The organism is Streptomyces cynarae (assembly GCF_025642135.1).
GTDB lineage: Bacteria > Actinomycetota > Actinomycetes > Streptomycetales > Streptomycetaceae > Streptomyces > Streptomyces cynarae.
In genome coordinates this window covers 606,997-627,155 of sequence record NZ_CP106793.1, presented here as the reverse complement: position 1 = coordinate 627,155, position 20,159 = coordinate 606,997, and the positions used below count along the sequence as shown (strand labels likewise).

Genomic DNA, 20,159 nt, shown 5'->3' with positions numbered 1-20,159 from the left:
GTTCCTTCGTCGTCACTGGGTCGGATGGGTCGGATGGGTCGGTCGGTCGGACGGTCGGTCGGACAGGTGGAGGGGACGTGCAGGTCGGGCCGGTGGGCGGGGTGGTGCACGGGGTGACCCCCGCCGGAGTGGGCGGTTCGGTGCGCGGGGTGACCGCGGGCCGCGCCGGGCCGTCCGGGACCGGCGTGCCTCACGGATTCGGTGGGTCGTCACCGGCCTCCCCGGGTGTGGCGGGCGATGTGCCGCAGGGCATCGGCGAACTCGTCGGCAACCCGCCGCACGGTCGCGGTGTCGTGGATGCCCGGCCGGTGGTGCCAGGTGAAGGCGAGCCGGCCGTGCTGCACCGCGCCCACCACCTCCACCAGGTGGGAGCCGGGGTCACGCGGGTCGTGGTCCTGTCCGAAGGAGCCGTGCTCGGCGCGGACCAGGCCGCCGGCCGTGGTGTCGGGGCGGGCGTCCCACTGGCCGAGGTAGTTGAAGACCACCTGCCCGTCCGCGCCGGCACGGAGGCGGTCGCGGACCTCGGGCGGACCGAAGGTGCGCAGGGCGCCGAAACCGATGCCGTTGCCGGGCACCGCGCGCAGCTGCCGGCGCACCGATTTCACCAGGGACCGCCAGTCCCGGCCGGCACCGAGGTCACCGGGGTCGGGCACCTGAAGGGCGACCGGGTGCACGGTCGTGAACCAGCCGACGGTGCGGGAGAGGTCGACACCGTCCAGCAGGTCCTCGCGGCCGTGGCCCTCGAGGTCCAGCCGGACCCGGTCGTGTCCGGTCCAGCGGGCCAGGGCCAGGGCGAGCGCGGCCAGCAGCACGTCGTTGACCCGGGTGCGGTACGCCGTCGGGGCGGCGCGCAGCAGGGCCTCGGTGTCGTCCTCGCCGAGTTCCACGTTCACCACGGCGGTCTTCGCCGCCTCGGCGTCCGGTTTCGCGTCGGAGGGTGCGGGCCGGGCGCGCACGGCCTCCTCCCAGTAGGGGAGTTCGTGATCGAGGCCGCCGTCGGCGACGTGTGCCGCCAGTTTCCGGGACCACGCGCGGAAGCTGGTGCTCCGCTCGCCGAGCGTGACCGTGCCGCCGTCGGCGGCCTGCCGGTAGGCCGTCTCCAGGTCGTCGCGCAGGATGCGCCAGGAGACGGCGTCGACGACCAGGTGGTGGGCGACGAGGAGGAGGAACGCCGGCCGGTCCGGGCCGGCGGTGAACAGCGCCGCGCGCAACTGCGGCCCGCGGGCCAGGTCGAATCCGGCGTGCAGGTCGTCGGCGGCCTTCTCCATGGCCGCGGCGCTGTCCTCCGAGGACACACCCGCCAGGTCCTGGTGCACGAGTACGTCGTAGGCGCCCGCGGGCGGCGGGTTGAACTGCCGCCAGCCGTCGCACTCCCGGGTGAACCGCATCCGCAGGGCGTCGTGGTGGTCCAGCAGAGCGTCGAGCGCGGTCCGCAGCGCCGTCAGGTCGGGGGTGCCGTCGAGTTCGAGCAGCGCCGACTGGTTGAAGTGGTGGTGGGCGGAGCGTGGGGTGGTCAGGAACCACTCCTGGATCGGGGTGAGCGGTACGTCGCCGGTCACCGGCCCGTTCCCGGAACCCTGCGGCGTGTCGCGGACGACGGTGGCGAGTTCCGCCACGGTCTGGTGGGCGAACAGGTCCCGGGTGGCCAGGTGCAGTCCGTCCCGGCGCAGTCGCGAGACGACCTGCATGCTCAGGATGGAGTCGCCGCCGAGGGCGAAGAAGTTGTCGTCCACGCCGATGCCGTCGACGCCCAGCACGTCGGACCAGACGCGGGCGATGCGCCGCTCGGCCACGGTGCGCGGTGCCGTGCGAAGTCCGCCGACCGCCTGGGCGGGGCCGGGGGCGGGCAGGGCGCGCCGGTCGGTCTTGCCGTTCGGGGTGAGCGGCAGCCGCGGCAGCGGCACGAAGACCTGCGGCACCATGTGCGGCGGCAGCGACTCGGCCAGATGCTGACGGAGTTCGGCGACGGACAGGGCCTGTGCTCCGCCGGACGCCAGGGACTGCGGCGGTTGGCCGCCGCTCCCGTGCTCCACCAGCACGGCGGCCGGGTCCGCCGGTACGACGTAGGCCACGAGCCGGGCGGGCCCGGTGGCCGCGCCCTCCGCCGGGGCGTCCGCCCGTACGACCACGGCCGCGTCCCGCACCAGCGGGCTGCGACGCAGGGCGCTCTCGATCTCACCGGGTTCGATGCGGAAGCCGCGCAGCTTCACCTGGTCGTCGGCGCGTCCCGCGAACCGGAGCTGACCGTCGGTGCTCCAGCGCGCCAGGTCGCCGGTGCGGTACATCCGCTCCCCGGGCGCGCCGAACGGGTCGGCGAGGAACCGCTGTGCGGTGAGTCCGGGCCGGCCCAGGTAGCCGCGGGCAAGGCCGGGGCCCGCCACGTACAGCTCGCCGGTCACTCCGGGCGGGACGGGTCGCAGCGCGGCGTCCAGGACGTACGCCCGGGTGCAGCCGGCGGGGCGGCCGATGGGCGGGGCTCCGGTCCCCGGGGCCAGCGGGCCGGTCCAGGTGGCGACCACTGTGGCCTCGGTGGGCCCGTAGGAGTTGATCATTCGGCGTCCGGGTGCCCAGGTCTCGACCAGGTCGGCCGGGCACGCCTCGGCGCCGACGATCAGTGTGCGCAGCCCGGGCAGGGCGCCGGCCGTCTCCGGAGGGACGGTGGCCAGCGCGGCCGGGGGGATCAGCGCGTGGCTGATGCCGCGTCCGGCGAGCACCTCGGCCAGCCGTTCGCCGACCAGCGGACCCTCCTCACCCGTGACCAGGGCGGCCCCGCTGAGCAGGGAGACGCACAGCTCCAGCACGGAGGCGTCGAAGCTGGGCGAGGCGAACTGCAGCACCCGGTCGCCGGGGCCCGCGGCATAGCGCTCGGCGGCGGCCGCGGCGAAGGAGGCGAGGCCCCGGTGGGTCACCACCACGCCCTTGGGCGTGCCGGTCGAGCCGGAGGTGTAGATCACGTACGCCGGGTGGGCGGGCACCAGTGCAGTGGTACGGTCCGCGTCCGTGGGGGCCGTCTCGGCGCCCTCGGCGGCCCACACCTCGGCCGGGTCGTCCAGGATCATGTGGGCACCCGCGTCCCGGATCATGAACTCCCTGCGCTCCGCGGGGTAGTCGGGGTCCACCGGCAGGAAGGCACCGCCGGCCTTGGCGACGGCCAGCTGGGCCACCACCGAGGCCGCGGAGCGGGGCAGGGCGAGGGCCACGACCCGCTCCGGCCCCACACCCACCCGGATGAGCCGGTGCGCAAGCCGGTTGGCCGCCCGGTCGACATCGGCGTAGGTCAGCTCCCGGTCGCCGTCCACGAGCGCCACCGCGTCCGGGGTACGGGCCGCCTGCCGCTGGAACAGATCGGGCAGGACGGTCTCGGGCACCGGGCGGAAGGTCCCGAGTCCCTGGTCCAGCAGTGCCTTCCGTTCGTCGTCGCCGGTCAGCGGCAGGGCCCCGAGGGGGCGGTCGGGGTCCTCGGCGACGGCGGTCAGCAGGGTGCCGAGCTGGCCGGCCATCCGCTCGGCCGTGGCCGGGTCGAACAGGTCTGTGTTGTAGGTGATCAGGCCGTGCAGCGCTCCGGTACCGGTCTCGGCGAACTCCAGGGTGAGGTCGAAGGCCGCCTGCCCGGAGTCGGGTTCCACGTCGTCGACCTCGAGACCGGGCAGGTCGAGGCGGGCGGCCGGGGTGTTCTGCAGGACGACCATGACCTGGAAGAGCGGGCTGCGGCTGGTGTCCCGGACCGGCTGCACCTCGTCCACGACCCGCTCGAACGGCACGTCCTGGTGGGCGAACGCGTCCAGGACGGTCTGTCGCACCCCGGTGAGGAACTCGGCGAAGGACCGCCCGGCCTCGATCCGGGAGCGCAGCACCAGGGTGTTGACGAAGAACCCGACGAGGGCCTGGGTCTCGGCCCGGTCGCGGCCGGAGGTGACGGTGCCGACGGCGATGTCCTGCCCGCCCGACAGCCGGGCCAGATAAGCCTGTGCGGCGGCGACGAGCGTGGTGAACAGGGTGGTGCCCCGGCTCCGGGCCAGCCGATTCAGACGCCGGGCGGTCCGGGCGGGCACCAGCAGCCGGGTGGCCGCCCCGTTGCTGGTGCGCACCGGCGGCCGGGGTCGGTCGGTGGGCAGCTCGAGCGGCTCGACGTCCGCCAGCGTCTCTTTCCAGTACGCGAGTTTCTCGTCCGTGCCGGTGCCGCCGGCCGTGCGCTGCCAGTGCGCGTAGTCGGCGTACTGGACCGGCAGCGGCGGCAACTCCTCGCTCTCACAGCCCAGTTCTGCCCGGTAGAGATGGGCGAGGTCGCCGAGCAGGACCGAGGTCGACCAGCCGTCGGTGACGATGTGGTGCAGGGTGAGCGTCAGGACGTGCTCGTCCTCGGCCAGCCGGACCAGGCCCGCGCGCAGCAGTGGCCCCTGGCGCAGGTCGAACGGACGGCTGCGTTCCGCGGAGAGCAGCCGGCGCAGCGCCGGCTCGCCCTCCCCGGGCGGAAGGTGGGACAGGTCGTGCAGCGGCAGGTGCACCTCGCGGGGCGGGTGGACTATCTGCACGCCGCCACCGTCCACGCTGTCGAAGGTGGTGCGCAGCGACTCGTGCCGCGCGACCAGGGCGTCGAGCGCAGCGCGGAGCGCGCCGGCGTCCAGAGTGCCGCGCAGCCGCAGGGCGAGCGCGGTGACGTACTCGCTGGCGCCGGGCGCGAACTCCTCCAGGAACCACAGGCGTTGCTGGGCGTACGACATCGGCGCGACCGCGTCCCGGGCGACCGGGACGATCGGCGGGCGTCCACCGGCCTGCTGCTCCGTGAGCAGGCTCGCCAGGCCGGCTGGTGTGGGATGGGTGAACACCGCGCGCGGCGTGAGATCGGCGCCGAAGGCCTCGGCGAGGCGCGAGGCGAGGCGGATGCTGAGGATGGAGTCGCCGCCCAGCCCGAAGAAATCGTCCTCCACGCCGGGCGGTTCGATGCCCAGGACGTCGGCGAACACCTGGGCGGTACGGCGCTCCGCCTCGGTGCGGGGCCCGACGCGCTCCCGCCCGTCCAGGGTCTCCGGGACCGGCAGGGCCGCCCGGTCGACCTTGCCGTTCCCGCTCAGCGGCAGGGCGTCCAGCCGTACGAAGACGGCGGGGACCAGGTAGTCGGGCAGGGCGCGGGCGGCGAAGTCCCGCAGCTCGTCGGGGTCGTCGCCGGCCGGACCGACCACGTAGGCCACGAGCCGCTTGGCACCCGGCCGGTCCTCGCGCGCCAGCACGGCCACGTCCACGACGTCCGGGTGGGTCGCGAGCGCGGCCTCGGTCTCGCCGGGCTCGACCCGGAACCCGCGGATCTTCACCTGGTCGTCGGCACGTCCCAGGAACTCCACTGTGCCGTCCGGCCGTCGCCGGGCCAGGTCGCCCGTGCGGTACATCCGGGTGCCGGGCGGACCGAAGGGGTCGGCGAGGAAGCGGGCCGCAGTGTCGCCGGGACGCCCGAGATAGCCGCGCGCCACGCCCTCGCCGGCGATGTACAGCTCGCCCGCCCAGCCCGGCGGTACGTTCCTGAGCCGGGTGTCGAGGACGTGGACGCGCATGTCGTCCAGTGGATGGCCGATGGGCACGGTGCCGGGCACCGTCGCCGGGTCGCCGAGGGGGAAGGACGTCGCGAAGGTCGTGGTCTCGGTGGGCCCGTAGCCGTCCACCACGGTCAGGCCGGGGCACGCGGCCAGCACCCGGCGCACCGCCTGGGCGGGCACGACGTCACCGCCGGTCCACACCTGGCGAAGGCCCCGGAAACAGTCCGGCGCGTCCTGGGCGAGCAGCCGGAACAGTCCGGCGGTCAGCCACAGCGCCGTCAGCCCGCCGTCGGCCGCCAGCCGTCGTACCAGTGCCGCGTCCACGTTCTGGCCGGGCGCCACGACGACACAGCCTCCGGTGAGCAGCGGTGCCCACACCTCGAAGGTGGCGGCGTCGAAGGCCACCGGCGAGTGCAGCAGCACCCGCGCGCACACGCCGCCGGCGAAGCGGCTGTCGGTGGCGAGCGCGGCGATGTCGCGGTGCCGTACGGCCACCGCCTTGGGCCGCCGGTGGAGCCGGAGGTGAACATCACGTACGCCAGCCGATCCGGGTCGGCGGCCTGGGCCGCGGGCGTCGGCGGGGCCGTGCGCGCGGCGGTGACGTCGGCCGCGGTGAGGCGGAGCGTGGCGCCCGCCTGGGCGAGCAGGGCCCGGCGGCGTTCTTCCGGGGCCCGGGTGTCCACGGGGAGGTAGGCGCCGCCGGCGACGAGGACCGCGAGCTGGGCGACGACGAGTTCGGCGGAGCGGTCCATCAGCAGGGCGACGCGGTCCTCCGCCGCGAGGCCGTCGGCCAGCAGCCGGGCGGCCAGCCGACCGGACCAGTCGGCGAGTTGGCGGTAGGTCAGTTCGCGCTCGCCGTCGCGCACCGCGATCGCCTCCGGGGTCCGGCGGGCCTGCTCGGCGAACAGGTCCACCGGGCTGCGCGGGGCCGCCCGGCGGGCGGTGGTGTTCCAGGCCGCCAGCAGCTCGCGGTCGGCCGCCGTCAGCGGATCGAGGTCGTCCACGTCACCGTCGATGCCGTCGGCGAGGGCGGTGAGCAGGGCGGCCAGCCGGTCAGCGGCCTGTTCCACGGTTTCCCCGTCGAACAGGGCGGGGTCGTAGGCCAGGTCGAGGCCGAGCCGTTCACCGAGGTGCGCGCGCAGGCACCAGGGGAAGGTGGCGGCGTCGTCGGCGCGCACCTCTTCGACGCGGACGCCGGTGCGGGCCGTGGCCGACTCGTCCACGGGGTAGTTCTCGAACACCAGCATGCTGTCGAACAGCGGCTCGCCGGACGGGACGTCGCTGACGGCCTGGATGCGGGGAAGAGCGAGGAAGTCGTGGCGTCGGGCGTCGCTCTGCTGCTCCTGCAGACCACGCAGCCAGGGCAGTACGGCACCGCCGGGAATGCGGACGCGGGCCGGCACCGTGTTGATGAACATGCCGATCATGCCTTCGACGCCGGGCAGCTCGGCGGGGCGGCCGGAGACCGTGGTGCCGAACACCACATCGTCCCGGCCGCTGCAACGGGCCAGCAGCAGCGCCCACGCGGCCTCCACCACGGTGTTGACGGTGAGTCCGGTGCGCGCGGCCGTCCGGCGCAGCCGTCGCGAGACCTGCTCGTCCAGCTCGCGGTGGACGGTCGCCGAGGACCGGGCGCGGTGGGCCTCGGCAGGTGTGCGGTCGTACGGCAGCGGGGTGCGGGCGGTGAACCCGGCCAGGGCGTCGGCCCAGTGGTTCTCGGCCGCCGCGGTGTCCTGGTCGCGCAGCCAGCGCAGGAAGTCCGCGAAGGGCCTGCGTGCCGGGGGAGGGGTGTCGGGTCCTCCGGTCAGCGCGGCGTGGCGTTCGCAGACCTCGGTGAGCAGCTGCCCGGTGCTCCAGCCGTCCAGGGCGATGTGGTGGGTGGACCACAGCAGCAGCACCTCGTCGCCGGGCAGGGCGGCCAGGGTGAGGCGGGTGAGCGGTGCGGTGGTGAGGTCCATGCCCGCGGCGCGGTCCTCGGCGAGCAGCCGCTCGGTCGCCTCGGCCCGCTGCTGCCGGGTCAGGGCGCGCCAGTCCAGGTGGGTGACGGGCAGCTCGGCACTGCGGTGGACCACCTGGACCGGGTGCGGCAGGTTCCGCCAGTGCACACTGGTGCGCAGCGCCGGGGTGCGGTCGGCGACCTGCTGCCAGGCCGCCGCGAACGCGTGCGGATCGGCGACACCGGACAGTCGTACCGCCGTACGGTCGAAGTAGGCGCCCTCGGTGTCGACGAGCCCGTGGAAGAGCATGCCGGACTGGAGCGCGGTGAGCGGCAGGACGTCCTCGACGTGCCGGCCGTCGCCCACGAGCCGGTCGAGCTGCTCCTGGCCGAGGCCGGCGAGGGGGAAGTCGGACGGGGTCCGGCCACCGGCGCCGGGGCGGGCACAGTGGGCCACGAGGTCCCGCAGGGCCCCGGCCGTCTCCTCGGCCAGCTGCCGAACGGTGGCCTGGTCGTAGATGCCCGTCGGATACGTCCAGCCGAGTTCCAGCCGCCCCTTCTGCACCACGCCGGTGATGTCCAGGAGGTAGGGGCGCGGTTCGTCCGGGTCGGTGTCGCGGCCGGCCGGCGGCAGGGAGCCGCGCAGGAGCCCGCCGGCCTCGGTGCCGCCCGTGTCCCACTGTCCGTGGTAGTTGAACCCGACCTGCGGGGCCGGATGGTCGGCGAGCCCGCTGCCGGGCGGCAGGTGGCGCAGGGCGCCGTGGCTGAGGCCGTGCAGCGGCACCGCGCGCAGCTGCTCCTTGACCGAGCGGAGCGTGTGGTGCCAGCCGGCGTCGGGATCGACCCGCAGGGCGAGGGGGAACTCGGCGGTGAACCAACCCACGGTCCGCGACAGGTCCACATCCGGGAAGAGCTCCTCCCGGCCGTGCCCCTCCATGCCGATCAGCACGGTCTCCCGCCCGCACCAGCGGACCAGGGTGCGGCCGAGAGCGCTGAGCAGGACGTCGTTGACCTGGGTGCGGTAGACCTCGGGAACCCGGCGCAGCAGGGCGTCGGTCGTCTCCGCGTCCAGAGTGACGGTCACGGTCGCGGCGGCGCCGTGGGTGTTGCGGCCGGGGCGTCCGGCGGGCAGGCCTGCGGGGGCCTTCGCGGCGTCCGTCCAGTACGGCAGGTCGGAGTCGAAGGCGCCGGAGCGGGTGTGCTCGTCGAGCCGGGCGGCCCAGTGGCCGTAGGAGGTGCTCGCAGGGGGCAGTTCCACGGGCCGTCCGGCCGCGGCCGCCCGGTACGCGGTCTCCAGATCCGCGAGCAGGATGCGCCAGGAGACGCCGTCGACGACCAGGTGGTGGGCGGTCACGACGAGTTGGCCCGCCTGGTGCGGGCCCCGGTCGAAGAACAGGAGGCGGGCGACCCGCCCCTCGGTGGGATCGAGGGCGGCCTGCGCCTCGTCCGTGATCCGCTGGACCTCCGCCTCCAGGGTCGTGACATCCAGCCCGGACACCTCATGACGGGTGAAGACGGTGTCCGTCGCCTCGGCCAGGACCTCCTGACGCCAGCCGTCGTCGGTGTGCCGGAACCGGGTGCGCAGGGCAGCGTGATGGCGTACGAGCGTGTCGGCGGCCCGCCGCAGGGCGGACGGTTCGGTGCCCGGGGCCAGTTCGAGGCGCTGCGTCATGGTGAAGCGCATCCGCTCCCCGGGGGCCCGCCCGTCCAGGTACCAGTGCTGGATCGGGGTGAGCGGTGCCTCCCCGGGCGGGGTGTCGCCGGCGGTTGCCGGAGGAGCAGCGGACTCGTCGGCGCGCAGGGCGAGTTCGGCGACCGTCTGATGGCGGAAGACGTCCTTCGTGGTGAGGGCGAGCCCGGCCTGGCGGGCGCGGGAGACGATCTGGATGCTGAGGATGGAGTCGCCGCCGAGCGCGAAGAAGTTGTCGTGGGCGCCGACTCGTTCGACGCCCAGTACCTCGGCCCAGATGGCGGCGAGGCGTGCCTGCGTGCCGGGCCGCGGGGCGACGTACGAGGTGCCGCTGTCCGGCTGGGCGGGCGGCGCGGGCAGCGCGCGCCGGTCGGTCTTGCCGCTGCTGGTGCGCGGAATGCGGGCCAGCGCGACGAACGCGGTGGGCACCATGTGGTCCGGAAGGGTCCGCCGCAGCGCCACCCGGAGGGCGTCGGCCGACAGCATCGTGTCACCGGCCGGCACCACATGGGCGACCAGCATGAGGCGGCCCGCCTGTTCGCGGGCGGAGACCGCGGCGTCGGCGACGTCCGGAAGGGCGAGGAGGGCCGCCTCCACCTCGCCGGGCTCGATGCGGAACCCGCGGATCTTCACCTGTTCGTCGACCCGGCCCAGGAACTCGAGCAGCCCGTCGCGGCCCCAACGGGCCCGGTCGCCGGTGCGGTACATCCGTTCCCCCGGCGCCCCGAACGGGTCGGCGAGGAAGCGGGTGGCGGTCAGGCCGGACCGGTTCAGGTAGCCCCGGGCCACCTGCGCCCCGGCCAGGTACAGCTCGCCCGGCACCCCGGGCGGCACCGGACGCAGGGCGCCGTCGAGGACGTAGGCCCGCAGGTTCCCGCCGGGGCGGCCGATGACCGGCCTGCCGGGGCCCTGCGTGACGCGGCCGTAGACGGCGTCCACGGTGCACTCGGTGGGCCCGTACATGTTGTACACCGCCACGCCCAGCTCCCGTTCCGCGGCGGCGAGTTGCCGCCAGATGGCCGTGGGCACGGCCTCGCCGCCGATGAGCAGCAGACGCGGGTGGCGGCGGCCGGGGGCGAGCAGTCCGGCGGCGAGGAGTTCGCGCAGGAACGACGGCGTGACGTTGACCAGGTCCAGCCGGTGTTCGGCGACCTGGGCGCAGAACGCCTCCGGGTCCAGGCGTGCGTCCTCGTCGATCAGGTGCACCTCGTGGCCGAGCGCGAGCAGCAGGGGCCCTTCCCAGGAGGTGTCGAAGGAGAAGGAGGCGCTGAGCGCGGCCCGCAGCCGCCGCCCGTCGGCGGTGTGCGGGGCGAGCAGGCCGGCGCGGTGGTCGTGGCAGAGGTTGACCAGCTGCCGGTGCTCGCCGGCGACGCCCTTCGGGCGGCCGGTGGAGCCCGAGGTGTAGACGACGTAGGCCGTGTGCCGCGGCAGCAGCGGCCGGTGCCGGTCGGCATCGGTCGGGTCGTGGGCGGGCAGCCGGTCCCAGGGCACCTCGCCGAGGCCCGTCAGCAGCGTGTGCGGCCGGGCGTCGTCCAGCAGCAGACGGACGCGCTCCTCGGGAAGGGCGGGATCGAGGCAGAGGAGGGTCGCGCCCGCCTTGAGGACCGCGAGCAGCGCCACCACCAGCTCGGACGTACGCGGCAGCCGTACCGCGACGATGTGTTCGGGACCGGCCCCGAGCGCGATGAGATGGTGGGCGAGCCGGTTGGCCCGGCCGTTCAGCGCGGCGTAGTCCAAGGTGGCGTCCTCGGCCGCGAGGGCCGTGCGGTGCGGCGTGCGGGCGGCCTGTGCCTCGAAGAGGGCGGGGAAGGTGGACTCCGGCTCGGGCAGCGGGGCGCCCTGCCCCTGCCGCAGCACCTGGCTCCGCTCGCCGTCGGTCATCAGCGGCAGCGCGCCGACGGCACGCCGGTCGTCCTCGGCGACGGCCTCCAGCAGGACCTGCAGCCGGTCCGCGAGGCGTTCGGCGGTGTCGGCGTCGAACAGCCGGGTGTTGTACTCCAGGTGGCCGGTGAGACCACCGTCGCGCTCGACGAAGTCGAAGGCGAGGTCGAAGGTGGCGTTGCGGACCGGCGGAGTCACCGGCTCCACCTGCAGATCCGGCAGCCGGGGAGCCTCCGCACTCAGGTTGTGCAGGGCGACCATGACCTGGAACAGCGGCGTGCGGCTGGTGTCCCGCTCGGGCTGTACCGCGTCCACCACGCGCTCGAAGGGCACCTCCTGGTGGGCGAAGGCCTCCAGGACGGTGGTGCGCACCTCGGCCAGCAGCTCGCGGAACGGCAGCTGCGGACGCACCCGGGCGCGCAGCACGAGCGTGTTGACGAACATGCCGACCAGGTCGTGCAGTTCCGGTCGCTCGCGGCCGGCGGTGACGGTGCCGACGGTGACGTCCTCCTGACCGGCCCAGCGGGCGAGCAGTACCTGACAGGCGGTCACCAGAGTCATGTACAGAGTGGCGTCCGTCTCACGGCCGCGGGCGCGCAGCCGCTCGGTCAGCGCGGCGGGCAGGTCGAAGGTCACCAGGGCTCCGTCGCGGGTGCGGACGGCCGGGCGCGGCCGGTCGGTGGGCAGCTCCAGCGGCGTGACGCCGTCCAGGGCTCTGCGCCAGTGAGCGAGCTCGGCCTCCGCGCGGTCGGCGCGGGAACGCTGCCAGACTGCGTAATCGGTGTAGCGCACGGGCAGGGCGGGCAGCGCCGGGCGCCGGTTGTCATGGGCCGCCGTGTACAGCTCGCCCAGGTCGCGGCCGAGGACGCCCATGGACCAGCCGTCGGTGACGATGTGGTGCACGGCGAGGACGAGCACGTGCTCGTCGGCGGTGAGCCGGGCCAGCCGGGCCCGCAGCAGTGGCCCGGTGGTCAGGTCGAAGGGGGTGGCGGCCTCGCGCTCCAACAGGGCGTCCAGGGCGGCGGAGTCCGGGCAGTCCTCCAGCGGGAGGTCCACGGGGCCCGGCGGGTGGACGACCTGCCGTGCCTGGCCGTCCTGCTCGGCGAAGGTCGTGCGCAGCGCCTCGTGCCTGGCCACCAGTCCGTCCAGCGCGGTGTGCAGGGCACCGGTGTCGAGCGGGCCGCGCAGCCGCAGGACCGACAGGGTCGTGTACTCGGTGCTGCCCGGCTCGAACCGGTCCAGGAACCACAGGCGTTGCTGGGCGTACGACAGCGGCGCGGGGGCGTCCTCGGCGGCGGCCGGAACGGCGTCAGCCGGGGCGGTGTGCCCGGCCGGCGGCTCAGCCAGGGCCGCCGCGAGGTCGGACAGCGTGGAGTGGGTGAACAGCAGCCGGGGCGAGACGTCCGTTCCGAAGGCGCCGCGCAGCCGGGAAGTCACCCGCACGGCCAGGATGGAGTCGCCGCCGAGGGCGAAGAAGTTGTCGTGCGCCCCGATCTCACCGGTGTCCAGGACGTCCGCCCAGGCCGCGGCGACCAGCCGTTCGGCGGCCGTGCGCGGGGCGGTGCGCTCGCCGTCGGTGGCGAAGCCGTCCGGACCGGGCGCGGGCAGGGCGCGCCGGTCCAGCTTGCCGTTGACCGTGAGCGGCAGCGCCGCCATCGGCACATAGGCGGCCGGCACCATGTGCGCCGGCAGCAACCGTTGCAGGTGGGCGCGGAGTTCTGCTGCGGGCGGGGGCGGTACGGCCCGGTCGCCGCTTCCGGTCCCGACGACGTGGGCGACCAGCCGGCGGGTACCGGCGGTGTCGTCGTACACGCCGACGGCGGCCGCGCCCACGCCCGGGTGGGTGTGCAGGGCGGCCTCGATCTCGCCGGGCTCGATGCGGTAGCCGCGGATCTTCACCTGCTGGTCGGCGCGGCCCAGGTACTCCAGGGTGCCGTCTGCCCGCCGACGGGCCCGGTCCCCTGTGCGGTACATCCGGCTGCCGGGGCGGCCGAAGGGGTCGGCGACGAAGCGGGCGGCGGTCAGGCCGGGCCGGTTCAGGTAGCCGCGGGCCAGGCCCTCCCCCGCGACGTACATCTCACCGACCGCGCCCGGCGGTACGGGCTGCAGCCTGGCGTCGAGGACGTGTACGCGCAGGTCGGGGATGCCGGTGCCGATGGGGCTCCCCATGCCGGTGGCGGCGGTCGTGCGGTCCAGCGGGGCGTAGGTGACATGCACGGTGGTCTCGGTGATGCCGTACATGTTCACCAGGCGGGGCGCGGTGTCCGGGTGGCGGGCGTACCAGTCGGCGAGCCGGGACACGTCCAGCGCCTCGCCGCCGAAGACGACCGTGCGCAGCGCCAGGCGGGCGCCGGTCTCCGGGTGTTCGGCGTCGGCACGGACCAGCGGGTAGAAGGCGGACGGCGTCTGGTTGAGGACGGTGACGCGTTCGTCGGCGAGCAGACGCAGGAACTCCTCGGGGGAGCGGGCGGTGTCGTCCGGGACGACCACGAGCCGGCCGCCGTGCAGCAGCGGGCCCCACAGCTCCCACACCGAGAAGTCGAAGGCGTAGGAGTGGAACAGCGTCCACACGTCGTCCGGGCCGAAGCCGAACCACTGCCGGGTCCGGGTGAACAGCCGCACCACGTTGGCGTGCGGGACGACGACACCTTTGGGGCGGCCGGTGGACCCGGAGGTGTAGATGGCGTAGGCAGGGCTCTCGGGCAGCGGGCGCAGACCCGGGTCCGCCGGGCCGCTGACCGGGCGCCGGGCCAGGTCGGCACGCACGCCGGGGTCGTCCAGCAGCAGGACGGGCACGGTGGTGTCCGGGGCGGCCTGCGTGGTGGTCACCACGGCCACCGGCCCCGCGTCGGCGAGGAGATGGGTGACTCGTTCGGCCGGCAGCCCGGGGTCGAGGGGCAGGTAGGCGGCGCCGGTCCTGAGCACGGCGAGGACGGCCACGACCAGGTCGGCGGAGCGGGGGAGCGCGAGCGCCACGAACTTCTCCGGCCCGGCTCCGAGTTCGGCGAGCCGGTGGGCGAGCCGACCGGACCGCGCGTCCAGCGTGGCGTAGTCGAGGCGGTCGTCGCCGCAGGTGACGGCCTCGGCGTGCGGGGTGCGGGCGGCCTGCGCCGCGAAGAGGTCAACCAGGGTCTCGGTGGGCCGGCCCTCCTCGGCGCCGTTCCACTCGGCCGGCATCCGCCGCCGCTCCTCGGCGGTGGTCCAGGCGAGGGCGTGCAGCGGACGGTCCGGCTCGTCGGCCAACTCGGTGAGCAGCAGGCAGAGTCGGCCGGCGAGAGCCCGTACGGTCGTGGCGTCGAACAGCTCGGGGTCGTAGGCGAGGTCGAAGCCGAACCGCTCGCCCTGATGAGCACGCAGGACGAGGGCGTAGTTGGTGGCGTCGTGCGATGACACGTCGGACACCCGGATCCCGGACGTGGCCGAACGCGCCTCGTCGAAGGGGTAGTTCTCGAAGGCGACCATGCTGTCGAACAGCGCGCCGCCGGACGGCACGTCGCTCAGGCCGGTCAGCTCGGCCAGGGACACGGTCGCGAACCGCCGCGCCTCGGCCTGTGCCTCCTGCAGCTCCCTGAGCCAGGCGGTGGCGGTGCGCGCGGGATCCACCCGGACGCGTGTGGGCAGCGTGTTGATGAACATGCCGACCATCGACTCGACGCCGGGCAGGTCGTCGGGGCGGCCGGAGACGGTGGTGCCGAACAGCACGTCCCGTTCGGCGCTGAAGCGGGACAGCAGCAGCGCCCAGGCGCCCTGCACCACGGTGCCGAGGGTCAGCCCGGCCTCCCGTGCGCGGCGCGCCAGCCGCGCCGACACCTCCTGCGGCAGCCCGGCCGTGTGCACGCCCGCGGAACGCGTCTCGTGCCCGGGCCGCCGTACGCGGTCGGCCGGCAGCGGTGTGGGGGTGGCGAACCCCGCGAGGGCGCCCCTCCAGTACTCGCGGGCGGCGTCGGCGTCCTGGCCGGCCAGCCAGCGCACGTAGTCACCGAAGGGCCGCCGCACCGGCGGCCGGGCCTCGGTGCCGCTCGTCAGCGCGGTGTACTCCGCGAACACGTCGGTGAGCACCTGGGCCAGGCTCCAGCCGTCCAGGATCAGGTGGTGGGAGGTCCACAGCAGGTGCAGCCGGGCGCCGGGCAGCCGGACCAGGGTCAGCCGCATCAGGGGGGCCGTGCCGAGGTCCAGCCCGCGCGCGAGGTCGTCGGCCCGCAGCCGGGCCAGCCGTTCGGCGCGCTCCCCGGGGGCCGACTCCCGCCAGTCCAGCTGGGTGACGGGCACGTCGACGTCCCGGTGCACCACCTGGAGCGGTACCGGTACGCCCTCCCACACCACCGAGGTGCGCAGCGCGGGTGTGCGGTCGGTCACCCGCTGCCAGGCGACGGCGAGCGCGTCCGGGTCGTTCACGCCCTCCAGCAGCAGTGCCGCCTGGTCGACGTACACGTCGTCCGGGCCGCCGACCAGGCGGTGGAAGAGCATGCCCTCCTGCAGCGGGGTGAGCGGCAGCACGTCCTCCACGTCCCGGCTGTCGCCGACGAGGCGGTCCACGCCGGCCTGGTCCAGGTGGGCCAGCGGGAAGTCGGAGGGGGTGCGGCCGCCGGCGCCGGGGCGGGCGCAGTGCTCGACGACGGCGCCCAGCGCGCGGACCATGCCGTCGGCCAGCTCCCGCACGGTGTCGGCCCGGTGCACCTGGTCACTGTAGTGCCAGGTGATCTCCATCTCGCCGTCGGTCACCGCGGCCGAGACGTCCAGGAGATGGTCCAGCCGTGCGCCGGGATCCGTGTCCCGGCCGGGCACCTCGGCGGCAGGCGCGAAGTCAGCCCCGCCGGGCGCCTCCCACTGGCCGTGGTAGGTGAAGCACACCTCGGGCAGCGGCAGATCGCGCAGGGCGCGTGCCTCCTCCCGGGAGCCGAGGTGGGCCAGCGCCTGGTAGCTCAGGCCACGCCGGGGCACGGCGCGCAGCCGCTCCTTGACGGCCTTGAGGGTCGCCCCCCAGTCGGGTGCCGCGGCAGGGCCCACCGGGGCGAGGGTGACGGGATACTGGCTGGTGAACCAGCCGACCGTGCGCGACAGATCGACGCCCTCGACCAGATGCTCCTCCCGGCCGTGGCCCTCCAGCGCGACCGTCACCCGGTCCGCGCCCGCCCAGTCCGCGAGCACCCGGCCCAGCGCGCTCAGCAGCACGTCGTTGATCTGGGTGCGGTAGACGCCCGGCACCCGGCGCAGCAGCGCCTCGGTGGTGGCGCGGTCCAGCCGGGTCCGTACGGTGCGCACGGACCCGGCGAGCGGGCTGCCGGGCAGGTCCACGGGGAGCGGAGTGCGCGGTACGGCGACCTCGGCCGTCCAGTACGGCAGATCGTCGTCCAGGTCGCCGGCCCCTACCCGCTCGGCCAGCTGCCGTGCCCAGTGGGTGAACGGAGTGTGCTCGGGGTCGAGCCGGGGCGGTCCGCCCGCCGCCGCCTGCCGGTAGGCGAGTTCGAGGTCGGCGAGCAGTACGCGCCAGGAGACGCTGTCGACGGCCAGATGATGGACGGCCAGGAACAGCCGGGGGCGCTCGCCGCCGGTCAGCAGGGCCGCGCTCAGCAGCGCTCCGGTGCTCGGGTCCAGCAACGCGCGGGCGGCGTCCGCCGCCTCGGTGGGCGGGGTCCCGGGGGCGGGGCGGGTCAGCGGTCCGGTGGCCGGGCCCGGTCCCGGTTCCTGCCGCCAGGTGTCTCCCGACCGGGTGAACCGGGCCCGCAGGGCCGGGTGCCGGTCCACGAGCGCCTCCAGCGCCTGCTCCAGGGCACGTTCGTCCAGGTCGTGGGGCAGGTGGAGCAGCATCGACATGGTGAAGTGCCGCAGCGGGCCGTGAGCAACGAAAAACCACTCCTGGACCGGGGTGAGCGGGGCGGGTCCGTCGTCCCGCCGGCGCCGGGGCGGGGCGGTGGTGCGGTGGGAAGCGGCGGCGGCCAGGTCGGCGACCGTCTGGTGGCGGAAGACGTCCTGCGAGCCGATCCGCAAGCCGGCGGCGCGGGCCCGGGAGACGGCCTGGATGCTCAGGATCGAGTCGCCGCCCAGTTCGAAGAAGTTTTCCGTGACGCCGACACGGCTCACGCCGAGCACCTCGGTCCAGATCCCCGCGAGTGTCTCCTCGGCCGGGGTGCGGGGGGCGACGAACTCCCGTCGCCGCTCGACGACTTCGAGGTCGGGGACGGGCAGGGCGCGGCGGTCCAGCTTGCCGCTGGTGGTCAGCGGCAGCGCGTCGAGCGCGGTGAAGGAGGACGGCACCATGTGGTCGGGCAGGACCCGGCGCAGGGCGGAACGGAGGTCCGCGGGGACGGGCCGCGGTGCGCCCGGTGCGGGGACGACGTAGGCGGCCAGCCGGGTGTGGCCGTGGGCGTCGGGGACGGCTACGACAGCCGCCGCCCCGATGTCCGGCAGGTCGAGCAGGGCGGCCTCGATCTCGCCCGGCTCGATGCGGTGGCCGCGCACCTTGACCTGGTCGTCGGCGCGTCCCAGGTAGTCCAGCCGGCCGTCGGCGGTCCAGCGGGCCAGGTCCCCGGTGCGGTACATCCGCGTCCCCGGCGGCCCGAACGGGTCGGGCAGGAAGCGCGAGGCGGTCAGCCCCGGCCGGCCGGCGTAACCCCGGGCCAGTTGCCCGCCCGCGAGGTACAGCTCGCCGCCGACCCCGGGCGGCACCGGCCGCAGCCGGGCGTCCAGGACGTAGGCCCGTACACCAGGCAGCGGACGGCCCACCAGCGGGCGGTCCGCGGCCTCGATACGGCAGGCCAGGGCGTCGACCGTGCACTCGGTGGGGCCGTAGAAGTTGTAGGCGGCCACGTCCGGGAGCGCGGCCAGCTCGCGCCACAGGGCGGGGCCGACGGCCTCGCCGCCCAGCATGAGGACCCGCGGGCGGTGCCGGGGATCGGTGAGCAGCCCGGCGGGCAGCAACTGCCGCAGATAGGAGGGAGTCACGTCGAGGAAGTCCACGCGGTGCTCGACGACGTACTCCACCAGGGCGGCCGGGTCCATCCGGGTCACCTCGTCCACCAGGTGCAGCGGATGGCCGTCGGCCATCAGCAGCACGCCCTCGAGGGAGGTGTCGAAGGAGAACGAGGCGGTCAGGGCCACCCGCAGCGGGCCGCCGCCCGCTTCGGCGACGAAGCCCGCCCGGTGGGCGGCCAGCAGGCCCGCCACCGAGCGGTGCGTCACGGCGACGCCCTTGGGGCGGCCGGTGGAGCCGGAGGTGTAGATGACGTAAGCGGTGTGCGCCGGGTCCGGCGCGGTACGGCCCGGGTCGGTGTCCAGGGCGATGGCGGGCACGGCCCGCAGCGCCACCTCGTCCAGGACCAGCGCGGGCCGGGCGTCGTCCAGCAGATGGCGGACACGTTCCTCGGGCAGGGCCGGGTCGAGGGGAAGGTAGCCCGCCCCGGACTTCCACACGGCGAGGATCGCCACGATCATGTCGGCGGTGCGCGGCAGCCGCAGCGCCACCAGCCGTTCGGGGCCGACGCCGCGGGCGATGAGGTGGTGGGCGAGCCGGTTGGCGCGGGCGTTGAGGGTGGCGTAGTCGAGGCGTTCGGTTCCGGCGACGAGGGCGAGGGCGCCCGGGGTGCGGGCCGCCCGGCGCTCGAAGAGCTCCGGGTAGGTGGTGTCGTCGAGATCGTGGGCGGCCGGGTTCCAGTCATGGACGACCCGCCGCACCTCCCGCTCGGACATCAGGGGCAGCGTGCCCAGCGGGCGGTCGGGTTCGGCGGCTGCGGCCTGAAGCAGCCGGAGCAACTGGTCGGCCATCCGCTCGGCCGTGGCCGGTTCGAACAGGTCGGTGCGGTACTCCAGCAGACCGGTCAGGGCCTCCCCGTCCGGCACGAACTCCACGCTCAGGTCGAAGGTGGCCGCCTGCCGGGGCACGGTGACCGGGGCGGTGGAGAGCCCGCGCGGGGCCGTGGCGGCGGGCGGTTCGGGGTGCAGCAGCACCATGACGTCGAACAGCGGATTGCGGCCGGCCTCGCGGGAGGCGCCCACGGCCTCCACGATCCGCTCGAACGGCGTGTCCCCGTGCGCGAAGGCACCGTTGACCGTACCGGCCACCTCGCCCAGCAGGTCGCGGAAGGACCCGGCCGGCTCCACCGGTGTGCGCAGCACCACGGTGTTCACGAAGAAGCCGACGGCCCGCTCGAGGTCGGTGCGGGACCGGCCCGGGGTCAGGGAGCCGACGCTGATGTCCTCCTGCCCGGACCACCGGGCCAGCAGCGCCTTGGTGGCGGCGACCAGGGTGGTGTACAGAGTGGTGCGCCCTTCTCTCGCCAGGTCGCGCAGCCGGGCCGTGAGGTCCGCGGGGACGGTGAAGGTGAGCACGGCGCCCGCGCCCGCCTCCTCGCCGTCGCGCGGCCGGTCCAGCGGGAGCTGCGGGGCCACCGCCCCCGCCAACCGCTCCTTCCAGTAAGCAAGATGACGCTCCGGACGGGGCCCGGAGAGCTGCTCGCGCTGCCACACCGCGAAGTCCGGGTACTGGGCCTCGACCGGCGGCAGGTCCACGGCGACACCCCGGGCGAGGGCGTCGTACGCGGCGCACAGCTCGTCCAGGACCACACCCATCGACCAGCCGTCGGTGACGATGTGATGCGCCGTCAGCAGCAGGACGTGGGAGGTGGCCGACTCCCGCAGCAGCAGGGCGCGCAGGAGAGGGCCGCGCCCCAGGTCGAACGGGCGGGCGTACTCGGCCCGCAGCTCCGCGTCGAGGTCCGTGACGTCCCGGACCGGCAGCGGCACCGGCCCGGCCGGGTGCACCGTCTGCACCGGCCTGCCGTCGGCCTCGTCGAACGTGGTGCGCAGCGCTTCGTGGCGGGCGACCACGACGGCCAGGGCCCGCTCCAGCACCTCCCGGTCGAGCGCCCCGGCGAGCCGTACGGCCACCGCGCTGTTGTAGCGGGCGTCACCGGGCCGCAGCCGGTCCAGGAACCACAGCCGCTGCTGGGCGAAGGACAGCGGCAGCGGCCGGTCGCGGTCCGCGCGCGGGATGCCCTGCCGGGCGTCGGGGGCCGCACCGCCCGCACCGCCCGCCCGTCCGGCCAGTCGGCGGCGCAGCGCTTCCCGCAGCTCCTCGGGCAGGGCCTCGGCACGGTCTCGCTTCGAAGGCTTCGAGGACGTCATGGTC

Annotated in this window: 1 pseudogene; it reads right to left on the bottom strand. The window is 75.1% G+C overall.

The window, feature by feature from the left end:
• Positions 1-209 precede the first annotated feature (209 nt).
• Positions 210-20,155, bottom strand: a pseudogene (locus tag N8I84_RS02990) (non-ribosomal peptide synthase/polyketide synthase).
• Positions 20,156-20,159 lie beyond the last annotated feature (4 nt).